Raw genomic sequence first — 16,971 nt, 5'->3', positions numbered from 1 at the left:
ACCCGCACTCCTGGGGGCCACACGATGGAAGCCCGACGATCACCCCAGGAGTCACGTTGAAGACGAATCTGCGCCGCATGGTCGCCGCCGCGGCCATCACCATCACCGCGGCGGCGACTTTCACCACGCTGACCACGCAGCCCGCGTTCGCGGGCGGATGCACGTGGGGCCGGTGGTGCGGCATTGTCAAGAACTGGACCACCCGCGGCGTGGACGTCACCTTGGAGTGGGGCAGCAACGACGACATGCGGTGGGCCAACGCCAGATGGCTGCCCTCCGGCCAGGTCATGGGCGGAGCTGGCGAGCCGGACGTCGACGTCGACGGCGTCTACATCCCCTGGGGCTGCACGGCCAAGTACCTCAACACCGGCACGATCAGCTGGGGCACCTGGGGCGGTGGCTGGCACAAGGTCTCCGACTACGACACCATCGAGCTGAAGTCGATGGCCTGCTAGCAGACCTTGCGGTAGGGCTGGCCCTCGGGAATGTATCTGTCCCACTCCTCGGGGGTCAGGGAGCGTCCGGCGGCCGCGCAGACCGCGTGGAACAGGTCGGTGGGCTGTGTCACGTCCCACAGGCGGATCCTGCGGTCCGCCGCGCCCGTGGCCAGCGTGGTGCCGTCAGGGCTGAACGCCACCGCCCTGACGGCGGCGGGGTGCGACAGCGGTGGCCCGAGCGGCAACTGGGTGGCCACGTCCCACAGCCGCACCGTCCCGTCGTCGCCCGCGGTCGCCAGGGTCCTGCCGTCCGGGCTGAAGGCCACGTCGTTGACGTACGGGCCCGTGTGGCCCAGCAGGGTGGTGCCGATCTGCCGCCGCGTGCCCGCGTCCCACACCTTGGCCGTCTTGTCGTCGGCCACGGTCGCGAGGAGCTTGCCGTCCGGGCTGAACGCCAGGCCCTTCACCCAGTTGGAGTGCGCGATGATGGGCGCGCCGAGCGGCACGCCCCTGGCGACGTCCCACAGGCGGACGGTCCTGTCGAGCGCGGCGCTGGCCAGGACCTTGCCGTCCGGGCTGAATGCCACCGACTTGATCCACGACGTGTGTCCGGCGAGCGGCCTGCCGAGCTCGCGCCAGGTCCCCGCTTCCCACTGGTGGACCTGGCCGTCGAAGCCCGCGCTGGCCAGCCGTCGGCCGTCAGGGCTGAACGCGACCGAGGTGACGGCGACCCCCTGCGCGGCCATCACCGAGGAGGCGCCCGTGGCGAGGTTCCACACCCGCACCTCCCCGTGGCCGTTGTCAGGCTCGAAACCGCCCTGAGGCGCGATCAGACGTTCCCCCGCCGCCGCTGCCAGCAGCCGCCCGTCGCGGCTGAACGCCACCCCGAGGGCCTCCCAGGGCAGCTCGTACGGCTGGCCGATCCGCCGCCGCGACGCCACCGCCCACAGCCGGACGCTCCTGTCCGCCGAGGCGCTGGCCAGCCTGGCGCCGTCGGCGGTGAAGGCGAGGTGGTTGACCTCGGCCTGGTGGTCGCCGAAGGCTGTCCCGAGCTGGCGGTGTACGGACACGTCCCACAGGCGGGCGGTCTGGTCGGCGTCGGCCGTGGCCACGGTGCGCCCGTCGGGGCTGAACGCGACGCCGAAGATCTGGTCGGTGTGCCCGGTGAGCGGCTGGCCGACCGGCAGCCCGGTGCCGACGTCCCACAGGCGGGCCGCCCAGTCGGTGCCGCCGGTCGCCACGGTCCTGCCGTCCGGGCTGAACGCGACCGTGTTGGTCTGGCCCCTCTCCCCGCGCAGCTCGGCGACCGTCCTGCGGGTGGCGAGGTTCCACAGGCGGGCGGCGCTGTCGGAGTGCGCCGTGGCCAGCAGCCTGCCGTCCGGGCTGAAGGCCACCGCGTTGGCCGAGGACTGGGCGACCAGCTCGGCGAGGGGGCGGCGGGTCACGGTGCTCCACAGGCGGGTGACGCCGTCGGCCGCCGCGGCCGCCACGACCTGCCCGTCCGGGCTGAAGGCGACGCCGAGGACCGGGGCAGAACCCTTGGTGAGGGCGGCGAGCTGCCGGTGCGTGGCGACGTCCCACAGCCGGACAGCGCCGTCCGCGCCCGCCGTGGCCAGCGTCGAGCCGTCCGAGGCCAGCGCGACGGACTGGAGCTCGCCCGCGTGAGGGTCGATCGGCGAGCCGAGCTGCGTGCGCGTGGCCGCGTCCCACAGCCGGGCGGTGCCGTCCATACCGCAACTGGCCAGGAGCGTGCCGTCCCGGCTGAACACGACCGAGGTGACGTTCTTCACGTGGCCGGACAGGGGCGCGCCGAGCTGGTCGCGGGTGAGCATGCTCCACAGGCGGACCGTGGTGTCGCCGCCCGCCGTGGCCAGGGTCCTGCCGTCGGGGGAGAAGGCGACCCCGTGCACCCACCACGTGTGCCCGGTCAGGTTGTTCCTGTTCGGATGGGCGAGCGCGTCGAGCGCGGCCTGGCGGGCCTCGTCGGTCGGCGCGGTGCTCAGGGCGGTCGCGGCCAGGCGCAGGGCGATGGCCGGGTCGGTCTCGGCGCTGTTCCTGCTGCGCGCCGCGAGCTGCGCCGACAGCGCGGTGGACGCGCGGACGCTGGCGTCCCTGAAGAGGGAGAGCGCCAGGAAGGCGGCGATGATCGAGATCACCAGCAGGACGGCCAGGACGACCGTGGTGGCGCGGCGTCGCCTCGTCCGCTGGACCGCGGCCTGGCGGCCCGCCGCGAGGAACTCGGCGGCCACCGCTCCGGCGCCGTGCGTGGCCGCTGCGTTGAGCAGGCGGGTGCCCGAGTACAGGAAGGCGGGGTCGCGGCCGTTGCGGTCCCAGTCGAGGGCGTCCGCCGCCAGCTCCTGCAATGTCAGCAGGTCGGCGCGGTCCTCCTCCAGCCAGGTGCGCAGCCGCGGCCAGCCGCGGATGAGCGCCTCGTGGGTGATCTGGACGCTGCTCGCGTCCACGGTCAGCAGCCTGGCCCGGACGAAGTGGTCGAGCACCCCGTCGGCCTCGCCCGGACCGAGGTCGGCCAGCGGCAGCCGCCTGGCGGTGTCCGGCGTGTCCGTGCCCAGCTGGACCAGCCGCGTCAGCAGGTTGCGCGCGGTGCGCCGGTCGGCCAGGCCGAGCTGGTCCAGCACGGTGTCGGCGGTCTGCGCCAGCGACCGGGTGATGCCGCCTGTGGCGCGGTAGCCCGCCAGCGTCAGCGTCGTGCCCTGGCGGTGGTTCCACGTCTCGCGCAGGGCGTGCGACAGCAGGGGCAGCACGCCGACCGTGTCGGCCAGGTCGCGGTCGCTGCTCAGGTCCTCCAGCAGCAGGTCGGCCAGGCCGTCCTCCAGGGTGAGCCCGGCCACCCGCGCCGGTCCCTCGATGACCTTCAGCAGGCACCGGCGTTCCATCGGCGGCACGACCACCGGGCGTTGCAGCGCGGGCACCAGCTCCGGGTGGGCGGCGCACTGGCCGAAGAAGTCGGCCCGCACCCCCAGGACGACCACCTGCGGCCCGCCGCCCGCGAGCGCCGCCAGGGTGGCGAGGAAGGCGCGCCGCTGCTCGTCCTGGGCGGTGAACACCTCCTCGAACTGGTCGACGACGACCACCATGCCCGACCACTGGCTTCTGGCGCGTTCCACGAGCCCGTCCGTGACGCCCAGCAGCCGGTGCAGGGTCTTGACCGGATCCGGCCCCGGCTCGAAGACCACGGAGGCCGGGCCGGAACCGCGGGCCAGCTTGGGGATCAGGCCCGCACGCAGCAGCGACGACTTCCCCGACCCCGAGGCCCCGGCCACCACGAGCAGCCCGCCGTACCCGGCTCTGTCCAGCAACGTCCCGACCAGCTCGTCGCGGCCGAAGAAGTAGCGTGCGTCGGCCGTGCCGAAGGACTCCAGTCCCCGGTACGGCGGAGCCGGGTCGGAACGTTTGGCCACCGGGGCTGCGGAGGGTTTCCTGTCCTCGGTCGTCTCGCGCAGCGCCCGGTAGGCGTCGTCCCAGGTGCGCCGCTCCCCGAACCCGGCAGGGAGGACGCGGCCCGACTGGGCGGCCACCCGCAGGCAGGTGTCGACGAAGACCTCGAAGTTGGGCCGCTCAGGGCGGACCGGGCGGGTCCGGCTGATCATCCCGTCGATCGTGCTGCGCTTGAGCGGGATCGGCTCCTGGCCCGCGTGCCGGCGCGGCGTCCTGGCGCTGGCGACCATCAGCCCGCGCACCGACAGCCCCGCGGCGTCCTTCAGTTCCCGAAGCTGGGCGGCGAAACGCGCCCTGGCGTCCTCTGCCAACGAGACCCCACTCAGCCCGCTCGCCCGAGGTGTCCGGAGGCACCGGACACTGAACCACCCGCCAAGCGTAGGGCGCTAGCAGCCGATACAGGATGCTTTCCACCGTAAGCGTCCGGTGCATCTGGCCGGACACCGCGCCGCGCGGCGAACGTCGGCGCATGACTCGACTCACAGGATCGCTCGGCGCGCTGGCCATCGCGGTCGCCGCGCTGGCCGCAGCGCCCCCGGCGTACGCGGACGACGACCACCGGCCACCGAAGATCATCAGCATCTCCCCGGACCAGGGGGGCCTGCGCGTGGAGTGGGGGCCGGACACCTTCTTCCCCGATGTCGTCGCGGGGGAGGCGGTGTTCGTGCGCTTCGGCAACCACGACGAGGGCCACTGGGCCGACAACGGGGCGACCACCTCGCACACCATTCCCGCCGAGCACGTGCGGGTCTACGCGGGCGGCGCGCCGCGCGTCACGGTCTGCTACCTGTGGGCCGGGGAGCCCTCCGCGTGCTCGTCCAGCGATCCCATCCCGATCGGGCAGGCGGGCGAGCCGTACAAGCCGGGGACCGGACTGCTGCGCGACGTGCCGGCGCCGCGCAACCTCAGGGTGGTCGCCTACGGCGGGTGGCGGGCCACGCTCCAGTGGACCAACACCAGCACCTACAAGAAGGTCCTGTTCCGCTACGACCCGCCGGGCGCGCAGTGGGACCTGAACGGCGGCGCGACCAGCGCGACCACCGGCGTCCTCACCCCGGGGCGCACCTACGTGTTCAAGGTCAAGGGGGCCTGGACGGGCGGGGTGTTCAGCACCCGCTACTCGTCCTGGACCGAGCTCAGATGGACCGTTCCAAGCTCCCCGCCGTTCTGGCCTGGCGGCACGGAGAGCAAGCCGTACGGTCCTGACACCTGCAAGCAGGGGTTCGTCTGGCGCGACGCCTACCAGGGGGACCGCGTCTGCGTCCCGCCGGCGACCCGCGACCAGGCGCACCGCGACAACGCCCTGGCGGCCTACCGCAGGGCCGGCTCGGGACCGTACGGGCCTGACACGTGCAAGCAGGGGTTCGTCTGGCGCGGAGCCGTGCCCAGCGACCACGTCTGCGTGACCCCGGCGACGCGGGACCAGACCCGCCGGGACAACGAACTCGCCGCCGGCCGACGCGCCTAAGGAGCATCCCGTGAAGAAAGCGCTTCTCCCCCTCATCGCCGCCTGCCTGCTCGCCGCCCAGGCGGGACCCGCGCACGCCGCCACCAACGGCCGGTACTTCAACAAGGCCTGCCAGAGCCGGTTCAACTGCATGTACTACCTGCGGCCCGACGCGACGCAGGCGGTCAAGGAGTACCTGGACGAGTACGGCTGGACCGTCGACGCCGCCTCCAACCTGATCTGCTACCGGCTCCCGCTGGCCGCCGGGGTGGCCTGCGGGATCGCGATCTCCGTCCCGTACCGGCGGGCGCTGCCGCACCTGGAGGCGGCCAGTGACATGGGCGGCTGCTTCACGATCCACGCCAAGCTGCCGATCGCCAGGTTCGGCAGCGTCTCCCCGGACGACCCCAACTGCTACTGAGCGCCAACCGGGTGGCCTCCTCCGCGGGGGAGGTCATCCGGTTCCTGGTCGGTGGCGAATAACAGGGGATGCCATCGGCCCACAGGAGGAGACAGGGATGTCCGAGGCCATGCGCGTGGGGGCGGACTGGCCGCTGGTGGGGCGCGAGACGGAGCTGGCGCGCGTGCTGTCCGAGCTGGCCGCCCCGGGCTCCCGCGGCGTCGCGCTCATCGGCCCGGCGGGCATGGGCAGGACGCGCCTGGCCCAGGAGGTGCTCGCGGCGGTGAAGAGAAGGGGCAGGGACGCCGAGTGGCTGGTGGCGAGCCGGGCGGCCGCGACCCTGCCGTTCGGCGCCACCGCCTCGCTCCTGCCGCTCGACGAGCCGCTGGACTGCACCGCGCCGTACGAGTACGTGCGCCGCGTCATCAGGCACCTGGAGACCCACGCGCGGGCCTCGCCGCTGGTGCTCGTCATCGACGACGCCCACCTGCTGGACCTCGCCTCGGCCGCCCTCGTCCACCAGCTCGCCCTGCGCGGGCTGGTGTGGCTGTGCCTGACCGTACGGCAGGCCGAACCCGCCCCCGACGCGGTCGTCGCGCTGTGGAAGGACGGCCAGGTGCGCAGGATCGTGCTGGAGCCGCTGGCGTCCGAGGCGGTGGACACGCTGATCTGCGACACCCTGGCCGGCGCCACGATGGACGCGGTGGCCAGGGCGGAGCTGCACCTGGCGGCGGCGGGCAACCCGCTCGCGCTGCGCGAGTCGCTGGCGACCTCGCTGGTGCCGCGCGAGCGGGGGTGGACCCCGCACAGGCCGCTGCTCACCGGCAGGGAGCACGAGGTGTGCCTCCTGGCGGCGGCAGGGCTGCCCAGCAGGGTCATCGCGGGGCGGCTGTCACTGTCGGTCCGTACGGTGAACAACCATCTGGTAAGGGCTTACTCCAAACTCGGAGTTTCGCGCAGAGACGAGCTTGCGAAGGCTCTCGGAAACACGGGTGTCGTCGTGCACTCCGAGCGCTGAGAATGTTTCTGTTGACATGGTTGGAGAGTAATTCCAGGCTGCGCTGAAATGCATGAAGAATATTTACTCAATTAGTTACTCAGCAGCCGGGCCTGCGCCTCGATCTGGTGGAATCCCCACGCGTGCGCGCCGCTGAGCGCCTTTCTCGCGTGCGCGCGCGCCTGCTCGGGCTCGCCGTTCGCGAGGCAGGCGGCGGCCAGGCCGACCAGGGCCTCCAGGCGGGGCTGCAGGTTGCCCAGCTCCCTGGCGAGGGCCAGGGCGTCGCCGTGCTCGGCCACCGCCCGCTCCGGGCTCCCGAGACGGGTGAGCACGGTGGCGCGGGTGTTGAGGGCGTCGGCCTCCGCCCGGCGGTCGCCGATCGCGACGGCCAGCTCCACCGCGCGGTCGGCCAGGTCCAGGGCGGTCTGGCACCGGCCCGCCTCGCGGTGCGCCGCGGCCAGGGCGTCCAGGACGAGGACCTCGCCGTACCTGTTGCCCGACTGGCGGAACATCGGCAGGGCGCGGTCGAGGTGGTCCAGGGCGCGGTCCAGCTCGCCGAGGTCGCGGTAGAGCTCGCCGAGGTTCTCCAGGGCGATCGCCTCGCCGTTGCGGTAGGGGATCTCCCGGCACAGCGCCAGGGCCTCGTGCTGGAGCTGGAGGGCCTGGCTCAGCCGTCCCATGCTCCGGTGGACCATGCTGAGGTTGGCCAGGCCGGTGGCGTGCAGGGTGCGCTGGCCGGTCCGCGCGGAGATGGCGATGGAGCTGCCGAAGTGGTCGGCGGCGTCCTGCAGCGCGCCCACCTTCCAGTGCACGTTGCCCACGTTGTTCAGCACCGCGCTCTCGCACTCCGCCCACCCGGTTCCGCGGGCCAGCGCCAGCGCCTGGGCGTAGTGGTGCAGGGCCTGCCGGTGCATGCCACGGCTCTGGTGGGCCTGGGCGAGGCTGAGCTCCGCCGCCGCCTGGGCCTGGAGGTCTCCGTCGAGCGCGGCGGCCGTGCGGGCGGCCTCGGCCACGCTCCGCCAGTCGTCGGGGTCGCGCCGCAGCGACAGGTAGCCGCGCAGCGTGTCGGCGAGCTTCCAGGCGACGCGGCGCGGGCCGTGGACGACGGCAGCCACCAGGTTGGCGCGTTCCAGGTCGAGCCAGGCCAGCGCCGCGGCGGGCGTGTCGAAGGTCAGCGGAGCCTCGTGCGTGGGTCCGGCGAGCTGCAGGGTCTGGGGGTAGAGCAGGCGTTTGGCCTCCTCGGCCGCGCCCAGGTAGAAGGCGAACAGGCCGTCCAGCGAGCCGTCCTCCGCGCCCTCGCGCGCGTAGAGGCGGACCAGGTCGTGGAAGCCGTACCGGCCGGGCGACGGCTGCAGGACGAGGTGGGTGCGTTCGAGCCGGTCGAGGGCGTGCCGTACCCGGTCGAGCGGCGCCCCGGCCAGCGCGGACGCCGCCTGCGCGCCGATGTCGGGCCCGGGGCTCAGGCCGAGCAGCCGGAAGAGCCGCTGGTCGGCCGCGTCGAGGGCGGCGTAAGACAGGTCGAGTGCGGCGCGCACCGCCGCCTGGCCGTCGATCCGCAGGGCGTTCAGCCGGTCGCTCCCGGCGAGCTCGGCGGCGGCCGCCGCGAGCGGGCGCGCGTGCTGCTGGGACAGGTTGATCGCCGCGATGCGCAGGGCGAGCGGCAGGTGGTCGCACAGCCGCGCCAGCTCGGCCGCCGCCCCGGGCTCCTGCTCCACCCGCTCGGCGCCGAGGATGGCGGCCAGCAGCCCCCGAGCCTCCTCAGGATCGAGTACGGCCAGCCGGAGCTGCCGCGCGCCGTCCAGGGCGACCAGGCCGTTCAGCCGGTCGCGGCTGGTCACGAGCGCGAGGCAACCGTCGGCGCCGGGAAGCAGCGGGCGGACCTGCTCGGCCGCCGCCGCGTTGTCGAGCAGGACGAGGACACGCCTCCCGGCCAGCATGGTCCGGTAGAGCGCCGCTGCCTCGTCCGCGTCCTGCGGCACCTGGTCGGGCGGCACGCCGAGGGAGCGTAACAACCTGGCGAGCGCCTGCTCGGGGCGCATCGGCCCGCCCGTGGCGAACCCGCGCAGGTCGACGTGGAGCTGCCCGTCGGGGAAGCGGTCGCGCACGCGCTGCGCCCAGTGCACGGCCAGCGCGGTCTTGCCCACCCCGGCCGCGCCGGTGATCGTGACCGTGCCCTGGAGGCGCTCCTCCAGCCACGCGAGCTGCCCCGACCGGCCGGTGAAGTCGGCGACCGCCGGCGGGAGCTGGGCGGGCACGGCCTTGGGGCTCACCCGGGTGGATTCCGGCCGCCGCAGCAGGGCCGGGTCGTTGCGCAGGATGGCCAGCTCCAGCCGCTGCAGGTCGAGGCTCGGATCGATGCCGAGCTCGTCGGCCAGGCGGCGGCGCGTCTCCCTGGCCACCTCCAGCGCCTGCCGGGTCTGGCCGCCGCGATACAGGGCGAGCATCAGCTGGCAGGTGAGCCGCTCGCGGAACGGGTGCGCCCCGGCCAGCCCCGTCAGCTCCTCCAGCAGCCGCCGGTGGCGGCCCAGCCGCAGCTCTGCCTCGATCCGGTCCTCCAGCGCCACCAGGCGCGACTCCTCCAGCCCGCTGCCCAGGCGCTCCTGGATCTGCTGCGGCGCGGCCCCGTCCAGCGCCGGGCCGCGCCACAGGCTCAGGCCCTGGTCGAGCAGGGCCACGCGGCGCTCGTCGTCCTCCTCCGCGCCCGCCCGCCTAACCAGCTCGCGGAAGCGGTGGGCGTCGATGTGGTGCGGAGCCGTACGCAGCATGTAGCCCGCGCCCTGGGCGGTGAGCTCGACCGCCGACCTGTCGGGGTCGATGCCGCCCAGGATCGAGCGCAGCTGCGAGACGGAGACCCGGATCGCGTGCTGGGCCGTACGCGGAGGGTCGACCGGCCAGTTGAGTTCGACCAGCCTTTCCACGGGGACCGGGTGGTTGGCCTCCAGCGCGAGAACGGCGAATATCAGCCGTTGTTTACGCGGGCCGAGCGCGAGGCGCCGCCCATTGGCATAGGCCTCTACGGCGCCGAGCAGACGAAACTCCATGCCCACATCGTGAATCAGTCATAGCTGTTTACTCAAGGCCTCAAATTACTCTCTGATCGGATTATGAGATAACTGTGAACGGCCAGGAACAGTCTCATCGCGTGGGCGATTCTCCCAGGACATTCAGGCTGGCGCACGCGTCGCGCGGAGCCACCGTCGACCCGGGCAGCCTGCCGCTTCCCTGCGCGGTCACCCGCGACTGGGCCTGGGGCTCCGCCACCGGAGCCGGCGTGCGGATCTGCCTGATCGACAGCGGCGTCGACACCTCGCACGCCGGCTTCACCAGGCCGATCACGACCCTCACCGTGTCGGACGACGACGTGGTGCCCGACGACCTCGGCGACCAGGCGGGCCATGGGACCGCCTGCGCAGGTGTCATCAGGGCCGTGGCCCCCGACTGCGAGCTGACCAGCGTCCGCGTGCTCGGCGGCGGGCTGCACGGGCGGGGCGAGGCGCTGCTCGCGGCGCTGGAATGGGCCATCGAGCGGCGCTTCCCGCTGGTCAACCTGAGCCTGTCGACCCGCAGGGCCGAGCACAAGGAGGCCCTGCACGACCTGGTCGACCGGGCCTACTTCGCCGGGGTCACCGTCGTGGCCTCGGCGCACAACCGGCCGGTGCGCAGCTACCCGTGGCACTTCCCCAGCGTGATCTCGGTGGGTTCGCACGACCTGGACGTCGCCGACCGCATCGAGTACAACCCCGACCCGCCGGCCGAGTTCTTCGCCAGGGGCATCGGGGTGGAGGTGCCGCTGCCCGGCGGGGGCACCTCGCGCCTGACCGGCAACAGCTTCGCCACGCCGCACATCACCGGGTTCTGCGCCCGCGTCCTGCAGCGGCACCCGGGCTTTGCCACCGGCCAGCTCAAACACGTGCTGGCCGCGATCGCGGACAACAGGACCTGAGGAGGCCACCGTGCGCTTGGACCTGGGGCGGCTGCTGCGCACAGCCGAGCACGACGAGCTCCTTCGTTCTGCCGTACGGCTGGCGCGGCTGACGTTCTCCGCCTCGGCCGCGTCGGTGTTCCTCTACGACGAGGACCAGGACCGGCTGGTGTTCGAGGCCTCGTCGGGGGAGGGCGAGGACCGGCTGGTGGGGATGGCCCTTCCCGCGGGGCGCGGGGTCGCCGGGTGGGTGTTCGAGACGGGGGAGACGGTGCTGCTCAGCCACGTGCGCGACGATCCGCGGTTCGACAGGGAGTTCGCGCAGGGCACCGGGTACGTGCCCGAGGTCCTCATGGCCGCGCCGCTGGAGCTGGACGACCGGGCCATCGGGGTGATGGAGGTGCTCGATCCGGCGGTGGAGAAGTTCGGCGAGATGGCGGCCGTGGACCTGTTCACCGAACTGGCCACGCAGTCGGCGATCGCGCTGTCGCTGATGACCGCCGCCCGCTCGCTGGGCAGGCAGGACCTCACCCCCTGGCACCGGCTGGAGGTCGCGCTCAGCCGTACGGGAGCGTCGCCCGCCGCCGTGGACGAGCTGCTCAACGCGCTCAGCCGGTTCGTGGGAGGGACCTGATGCATCTGGCCGAGATGGCTGTGCTGCGGTCCGTCCCCTCGGCGGGGGTGTTCCTCGCGCTGACGCGGCGGTGCCCGCTGTCGTGCGCGCACTGCTCCACGGAGTCGGCGATGGACAGCGAGGAGTACGCGCCCTGGCCCTTCCTGCGGCTGGTCGCCTCGTTCACCTCTGAGGAGCGTCCTGAGTTCGTCGCCATGTCGGGGGGCGAGGCGCTGCTGCGGCCCGCGCTGGTGCGCGAGCTGGCCGAGTCCGCGCGGCTCTCCGGCACGCGGTCGTACCTGCTGTCGGGGATGTTCTTCGCCAGGACCGGGCGTCCTGTCTCGCGGGCGCTGCGTGCGGCCATCGGCGCGGTCGATCACTTCGCGGCCAGCCTCGACCGGTTCCACGAGCGGGAGGTGAGCAGGCGGGCGGCTTTTCGTGCTTTGCACGAGATCCGGTCCTGGGGGACGCGGGTGAGCCTGCAGATCACCGGCGACGACGCCTACGTGGCCGAGCTGGTGCTGGAGGCGCGGCGGGAGTTCGACGACGAGGTGCCGATGCTGGTGGCGCCGCTGCGTCCGGTCGGGCGGGCGCGGACGCTGCCTGTCCCGCAGGCGGGTACGGCGGGGCCGTCCCCGTGCGAGATGGCGGCGTGGCCGCTGGTCACCTACGACGGGACCGTGCTCGCGTGCTGCAACGAGAACCTCGTCAGAGCCGTGCGTCCGCCGCACCTGATCCTCGGGCACGCGGACCGGGACCCCTGGCCGGTGCTGCGCCGTCGGCACCTGGAGAGCCCGCTGATCCGCGCGATCAGGACCTTCGGGCCGAACTACGTGAGCACGTCCGACGCGCCCGGCTATTGCGGGGTGTGCGTCACGCTGCACCGCGAGCCTGGTCTGGGCGAACGGCTCGCCGGGGTGCTGGACTCGCCGGTCGAGCGTGCCGTACGCGGCCTGCTGGACCACCGCGACCCGCAGGCCTTCGCCCGCCGCCACGGCGTGCCCGCCTACAGCGCCCTCGTGACGCTGGGCTGGGAGGGGACGCCATGCGCAGGCTGAGGCTCGCCGACATCGACCGGCTGCGCCGTACGCCCGGGAGGACGGCCCTGCTCTACGTCACCGACCGGTGTCCTGTCGGGTGCGCGCACTGCTCGGTCGCCGCGCGGCCGGACAGCCCGCGCATCACCGACTACGCGCTCTTCGCCGAGGTCCTGGGCGGGCTCGTGCATGAGCCCTCCCTCGAAGCGGTCGCGATCTCGGGCGGCGAGCCGTTCGCCGAGCGTCGCGGGCTCGTCATGGCGGTGGAGGCACTGACGGCGGCGGGCAAGGACGTCGTGATCCTCTCCAGCGGCGCCTGGCCATCCGCGCGGTGGGTCACCGGGGTGCTGGAGCTGACCTCGACCGTGATCCTCAGCACCGACACCTTCCACCGGGCCACCGTCGACCTTGCACGGTTCCGCCGCGCTGTGGCGCAGGCACGAGCGGCGGGCTGCCACGTCATCGTGCAGGTCCTCTCCGAGGCTCCCGACATCCCTGGCGTGGAGGTCAACATGATCACTCCACTGCGGGCCGGGCGCGGGCGGGACGTCTTCGGGGCCACCCGGCGGTACGGCGTCGCCGAGCTGGGACCGTGCGCGCTCACCGCCTCCCCGACCGTCCGCTACGACGGGGTGGTCACGGGCTGTTGCAACGAGAGCGTCATCACGGGCGGCGGCCCCCGGGCACTGCGGCGGACCGCCACGACGGCGGAGGAGGTGCGGGCCGCCCTGACGGCCTTCCGCACCGACCCGCTGCTCCGCGCGATGGGCACCGTCCAGCCGTCCGACCTGGTACGGCTCGCGCCAACCGCCGACGCCCGCTACACCGACATCTGCGGCCTCTGCTGGCGCCTCCACAGGGACGGCGACAACCACCTGATCACCGCCCTCATGAGGAGCACCCCATGACCGCGGCGAGTCGGCGGCTTCAGGCCAAGGTCGGTCTGGCCATGCCCCTCCTGCTGACCAGGACGGCGGCGATGTGGAGCGAGCCGACGCCCGCCCTCTACCGCGCCTGGCTGGCGGCGCTGCACGGGATGGTGTGCGCCACCGTGCCGCTCGTTCTCGACGCCACCACCGCCTGCCTGGCCAGAGACGACTGCCTGTCCAGAGAGCTCGCCGCCTACCTGGCCCATCACGTGCACGACGAGTACGGGCACGACCAGGACGTCCTCGACGACTACGCCCGCGCGGGCGGCGACGTCGACGAGCTGCTGTTGGGCACCCAGCTCCCGGAGGTCGCCGCGGTCGTCGGCTGCCAGTACTACTGGATCAGGCACGCCCACCCCGTGGCGCTGCTGGGCCACATCGCCGTCCTCGAAGGCCACCCGCCCCCCGCCGGGCTGGCCCCCCACCTCGCCCGCCGCACCGGCCTGCCGTACGACGCCTTCCGCACCCTGACCCGGCACGCGACCCTCGACCGCGCGCACCGCGAGGAGCTGTGGCGGGCGATCGACGCGTTGCCGCTCACCCCGGCCGCCGAGGAGCTGATCGGGCTCAGCGCGCTCACCACGATCCAGGGCCTGGCGCACCTGGTGGACACCGTGCAATCGAAGGAGAGGTCATGGCCACCATCGACCAGCTGGAAGCCGCCGGTTTCGACCTGAACGGCGCGACGCGGGAGCAGCTCGACGTCCTGTGCTCCCTCAGCGACGAGGAGCTGCGGCTCCTCGCCTCCATCCGGGACCGTATGGAGGAGGCGGTGGACGTCGAGGCCCACGCCTACGCGAGCGGCGGCTGGTGCTGGTGACCTGCGCCCGGTGCGGCGGCGCGAACCCGGACGCCGCCCGCTTCTGCATGACCTGCGGTTCGCCCCTGCCCGTGGAGAGGGCGCGCACCACGCTGCGGTTCGTGTCCGTGCTCTTCTGCGACATCGAGGGCTCCACCGAGCTAGCCGGAAGCCTCAGCCCCGAGGTCTGGGGGAGCACGCTGTCCACCTACTTCGCCGCCGTCAGCCGCGCGGCCACCGAGCAGGGCGGCCGGGTGGAGAAGTTCATCGGCGACGCGGCGGTGGCGGTGTTCGGCGTGGAGGCCACGCACGAGGACGACGCGTTGCGCGCCGTGGACTGCGCGCGCGCCGGGCTCGAGGAGATCGCCCGGCAGGCCGCCGAGCTGCACCGGACCCGTGGCGTCGCCTTCTCGGTGCGGTTCGGGATCGCCTCGGGCCGGGTCGCGCTGTCGGAGCGCGACTCCTCGTTCGCGATCGGCGAGGTCATGAACCGTGCCGCCCGCCTCCAGACGGCCGCGCCGAGCGGGGGTGTGGCCATGGACGTGCGTACCTGGTTACTCGTCCGGGACACCGTACGGACCCAGGCCTTGGAACCGGTCGCGGCCAAAGGATTTCACCGGCCGCTGCGCGCCTGGCGGCTGGCCGACGGGGCGGAGCCGGAGGCGGACACGCGGCTCGCGCTGGTGGACCGCCGGTCCCAGCTCGGCAATGTCCTGACCGCGCTGCGTGCCGGGCTGCGGGAGCCCGGCGTGCCTGTGGTCGTGCTGGCGGGTGAGGCTGGCGTCGGGAAGTCGAGGCTGGTGGCTGAGGCGGTGCGGCGCATCGGCGCGGAGGCCGCGACCGTGGGCCTGCGGTGCCGGCGTGACGGGGAGCAGCTCGGCTACTGGCCGCTGTACCAGCTCGCCGGGAAGCTCGGGGCCCGGCCCGGGCAGGGGCCGCAGAGCAAGGAGGAGATCTTCTGGACGCTGCGCGAGCTGCTCAGGCGGGGGCGGCCGGTGGTCGTCGTGCTGGACGACTGCCAGTGGCTGCCTCCTGCGGTGCGCGAGTTCGTGGAGAGCCTCGACGATCCGGCGCTGGACGCCCCCGCCGTGATCATGCTCAGCGGGCGGCTCGACGTTCCCCTGGCCCGGTCCTCGGTGACCAGGGTGCCGGTCCCGCCGCTGGGTGCGGCCGACACCCGGACCCTGGCCGCGGCCATGGGCATCGGTCCCGAGCTCGCGGGGCGCAGTGCTGGGAATCCGCTCTTTCTGGAGCAGCTCGCTCATCTGCGTCAGGACGCGGAGGGCGGGGCCGACCTCATCGCGCCGAGCGCGGAGGCCGCCGTCGGCGCGCGCCTCGACCGCCTGGGCGGGGACGCCCAGCGGCTGCTCGCCGTCGTCGGCGCGTCGGGCGGTGGGTGCGCGGTCGGGGCGCTGGAGCGGGTGGCCGAGGTGCTGGATCCGCCGGTCGACCAGGCCTTCGACGAGGCGCTCGACCAGTTGCTCGACCATCGGCTGCTGGGGGCGCGCGACGGGGAGGTGGCGGTGGAGTCGCCGGTGGTGGCGGACGTCGCGTACGGCAGGCTGCCGCTGAACGACCGCGCCGTGGTCCACACCCAGCTCGCCGACCTGGCATCAGAACAACCCGCCGACGTCGACCAGCGGGCCCGGAACGCTGAGGTCGAGCTTTGTGCTCTGCACGCCGAGAGGGCGCACGCGGCCTGGCTGGAGCTTCGGCCTGGGGGTCCTGAGGAACGGCAGGCGGCCACTCGTGCGGCGCGTGCCCTGTGTGACCTGGCGCGCTTCGCCGTGTCGCGGGGCGATCTGGCCATGGCGCGCCAGGTGGCCGAACGGTTCGCCAGGCTCGACTGCGGACTCCCCGCCCTGGAGCTCGAGATCGCGGCCGTGGAGACCTACGCGGGCCCTCCCGAGGAGACCATCACCGCGATCACGCGAGCCAGGGAACGGTGGGACGTCGAGGACAACCTGGCGGCCGCTGTGCAGCTCGCCCTCAACGAGGCGGTCGCTCGCTCGATGCTGTCCGGCCGGTGGCACAGGGAGCTGATCGGGCGGGCGCGCGAGCTGGCCGTCCGGGCGGGTGATCCGGCGGCGCACGCCAGGGTCCTGCTGATGGAGGGCATCGGGCACATGGAGGCCGGTGACTACGTGGCGGCCGAGCCGGTGCTGCGGACGGCGCTGGACCATGCGCGGCGGGCGCGCTGGTGTTTCGGCGCCACGGAGATCTACGGGAACCTCGCGCTCTGCCTGGCATACGGCGACACACCGGCTCCTGCTGCCGCCGCGACCTGCGCCGAGTTGCGCACCGAGCTCAGGGACGCGCACGCCGTACGGGCCGCCGTGGGTTGCCCGGCCGCCTTGCTGGCCGACATGACCGGCGACCCCGTGGGCGACCTGCTCGACGAGGGCCAGGCTGTGCTGACCGGGATCGGTCACCAGCCCGGCCTGGCCGGACTGGACGTCTTCCGCGCAACCCTGGCCGAACGACACGGCGACAGCGACGGCACGGGCGAGGCACTGCGACGGGCCGTGCAGCGGTACGAGGAGATCGGCTTCGGCGCGGCGGCACTACCCGCCCGACTCTGGCTCACCACCCTCGACACAGACCCATTCGCGCCCGCGGAGGTTGGGGGTAACTGGGATGTTGCGGTGCTGGTGGAACAGGCGGCGGCTGCGGGTGCCCTGCGTGAGGGGCGGGTGGGTGACGCCGTCGCGCATCTGGTGGTCGCCTGTGCGCGGCTGGACGGGGTGCGGGGTGCGGGGGCCAGGCTCACGCCGCTGCTGGTCTCGCACCGGCTGGCCGTACGCACTGGGGATGAAGCGCTGGTCGAGCGGGTCGCCGACCTCGCGCGCCAGGCCGCCGAGGTCAAGCATGACGTCGTTATGAACCGACTCTGAACACCCTCGCCGACGATCGTCAGGAACGCGACAAAGGAGG

Annotated in this window: 13 protein-coding genes; 11 read left to right on the top strand and 2 right to left on the bottom strand. The window is 73.3% G+C overall.

Translation table 11 applies throughout. From position 1 onward, the window contains the following. Nucleotides 1-56 precede the first annotated feature (56 nt). A complete protein-coding gene (locus ACIBG8_RS15390) occupies nucleotides 57-455 on the top strand; it encodes a hypothetical protein (protein ID WP_397343350.1) in 399 nt (132 codons plus the stop codon). On the opposite strand, the gene ACIBG8_RS15385 is transcribed toward ACIBG8_RS15390, so the two are convergent. Then, nucleotides 452-4,204, bottom strand: a complete 3,753-nt coding sequence (locus ACIBG8_RS15385; protein WP_397343349.1) for a hypothetical protein — start codon at nucleotides 4,202-4,204, stop codon at nucleotides 452-454. The two genes, ACIBG8_RS15390 and ACIBG8_RS15385, sit on opposite strands and share 4 nt — an antisense overlap. A gap of 158 nt (nucleotides 4,205-4,362) precedes the next feature. On the opposite strand from ACIBG8_RS15385, the gene ACIBG8_RS15380 reads away from it, so the two are divergent. From ACIBG8_RS15380 to ACIBG8_RS15370, 3 genes are all read left to right on the top strand, one after another. Beyond that, on the top strand, nucleotides 4,363-5,361 hold the full coding sequence (locus ACIBG8_RS15380; protein WP_397343348.1) for a hypothetical protein: 999 nt from the start codon (nucleotides 4,363-4,365) through the stop codon (nucleotides 5,359-5,361). A 10-nt stretch (nucleotides 5,362-5,371) separates the two neighbouring features. Then, complete coding sequence (locus ACIBG8_RS15375) at nucleotides 5,372-5,761, top strand: hypothetical protein (protein WP_397343347.1); 390 nt, start codon at nucleotides 5,372-5,374, stop codon at nucleotides 5,759-5,761. A 97-nt stretch (nucleotides 5,762-5,858) separates the two neighbouring features. Further along, nucleotides 5,859-6,758 carry an AAA family ATPase gene (locus tag ACIBG8_RS15370; RefSeq protein ID WP_397343346.1) on the top strand — a complete coding sequence of 300 codons (900 nt, stop codon included), beginning with the start codon at nucleotides 5,859-5,861 and terminating at the stop codon, nucleotides 6,756-6,758. A 71-nt stretch (nucleotides 6,759-6,829) separates the two neighbouring features. Here ACIBG8_RS15370 and ACIBG8_RS15365 read toward each other — a convergent pair whose 3' ends face one another. Continuing rightward, nucleotides 6,830-9,778 (bottom strand): tetratricopeptide repeat protein, encoded by a 2,949-nt coding sequence (locus ACIBG8_RS15365; RefSeq protein WP_397343345.1) that lies wholly within the window; start codon nucleotides 9,776-9,778, stop codon nucleotides 6,830-6,832. A 101-nt stretch (nucleotides 9,779-9,879) separates the two neighbouring features. Between ACIBG8_RS15365 and ACIBG8_RS15360 the strand changes: the two genes are divergently transcribed. From ACIBG8_RS15360 to ACIBG8_RS15330, 7 genes are read left to right on the top strand one after another with little or no spacing between them, the layout of a single operon-like run. After that, nucleotides 9,880-10,680 carry a S8 family serine peptidase gene (locus ACIBG8_RS15360; RefSeq protein WP_397343344.1) on the top strand — a complete coding sequence of 267 codons (801 nt, stop codon included), beginning with the start codon at nucleotides 9,880-9,882 and terminating at the stop codon, nucleotides 10,678-10,680. 10 nt (nucleotides 10,681-10,690) lie between these two features. After that, the gene (locus ACIBG8_RS15355; protein ID WP_397343343.1) at nucleotides 10,691-11,293 is read left to right on the top strand and encodes a GAF domain-containing protein; all 603 of its coding nucleotides are present in this window, start codon (nucleotides 10,691-10,693) and stop codon (nucleotides 11,291-11,293) included. Beyond that, complete coding sequence (locus ACIBG8_RS15350; RefSeq protein ID WP_397343342.1) at nucleotides 11,293-12,330, top strand: hypothetical protein; 1,038 nt, start codon at nucleotides 11,293-11,295, stop codon at nucleotides 12,328-12,330. Before ACIBG8_RS15355 ends, ACIBG8_RS15350 begins: the two co-directional genes overlap by 1 nt. Continuing rightward, nucleotides 12,318-13,217: a radical SAM protein gene (locus tag ACIBG8_RS15345; protein ID WP_397343341.1), complete on the top strand. Its 900-nt coding sequence runs from the start codon at nucleotides 12,318-12,320 to the stop codon at nucleotides 13,215-13,217. Before ACIBG8_RS15350 ends, ACIBG8_RS15345 begins: the two co-directional genes overlap by 13 nt. Beyond that, on the top strand, nucleotides 13,214-13,915 hold the full coding sequence (locus ACIBG8_RS15340; RefSeq protein WP_397343340.1) for an iron-containing redox enzyme family protein: 702 nt from the start codon (nucleotides 13,214-13,216) through the stop codon (nucleotides 13,913-13,915). Before ACIBG8_RS15345 ends, ACIBG8_RS15340 begins: the two co-directional genes overlap by 4 nt. Continuing rightward, entirely contained in the window at nucleotides 13,873-14,058 is a 186-nt protein-coding gene (locus ACIBG8_RS15335) for an aroma-sacti cluster domain-containing protein (protein WP_397343339.1), read from the top strand. Before ACIBG8_RS15340 ends, ACIBG8_RS15335 begins: the two co-directional genes overlap by 43 nt. Then, entirely contained in the window at nucleotides 14,049-16,931 is a 2,883-nt protein-coding gene (locus tag ACIBG8_RS15330; RefSeq protein WP_397343338.1) for an AAA family ATPase, read from the top strand. The genes ACIBG8_RS15335 and ACIBG8_RS15330 overlap by 10 nt, the downstream gene beginning before the upstream one ends. The last annotated feature ends 40 nt before the right edge of the window (nucleotides 16,932-16,971 follow it).

This window comes from Nonomuraea sp. NPDC050556, assembly GCF_044457355.1.
Taxonomy (GTDB): domain Bacteria; phylum Actinomycetota; class Actinomycetes; order Streptosporangiales; family Streptosporangiaceae; genus Nonomuraea.
Note: the sequence above shows the minus strand (reverse complement) of the source record. Positions and strands in the feature narration are given on the sequence as shown.

Coding starts and splice junctions, on each gene's coding strand:
- ACIBG8_RS15380 (WP_397343348.1), top strand. CDS start 4,363: ATGACTCGACTCACAGGATCGCTCGGCGCGCTGGCCATCGCGGTCGCC.
- ACIBG8_RS15340 (WP_397343340.1), top strand. CDS start 13,214: ATGACCGCGGCGAGTCGGCGGCTTCAGGCCAAGGTCGGTCTGGCCATG.
- ACIBG8_RS15370 (WP_397343346.1), top strand. CDS start 5,859: ATGTCCGAGGCCATGCGCGTGGGGGCGGACTGGCCGCTGGTGGGGCGC.
- ACIBG8_RS15365 (WP_397343345.1), bottom strand. CDS start 9,778: ATGGAGTTTCGTCTGCTCGGCGCCGTAGAGGCCTATGCCAATGGGCGG.
- ACIBG8_RS15345 (WP_397343341.1), top strand. CDS start 12,318: ATGCGCAGGCTGAGGCTCGCCGACATCGACCGGCTGCGCCGTACGCCC.
- ACIBG8_RS15335 (WP_397343339.1), top strand. CDS start 13,873: ATGGCCACCATCGACCAGCTGGAAGCCGCCGGTTTCGACCTGAACGGC.
- ACIBG8_RS15350 (WP_397343342.1), top strand. CDS start 11,293: ATGCATCTGGCCGAGATGGCTGTGCTGCGGTCCGTCCCCTCGGCGGGG.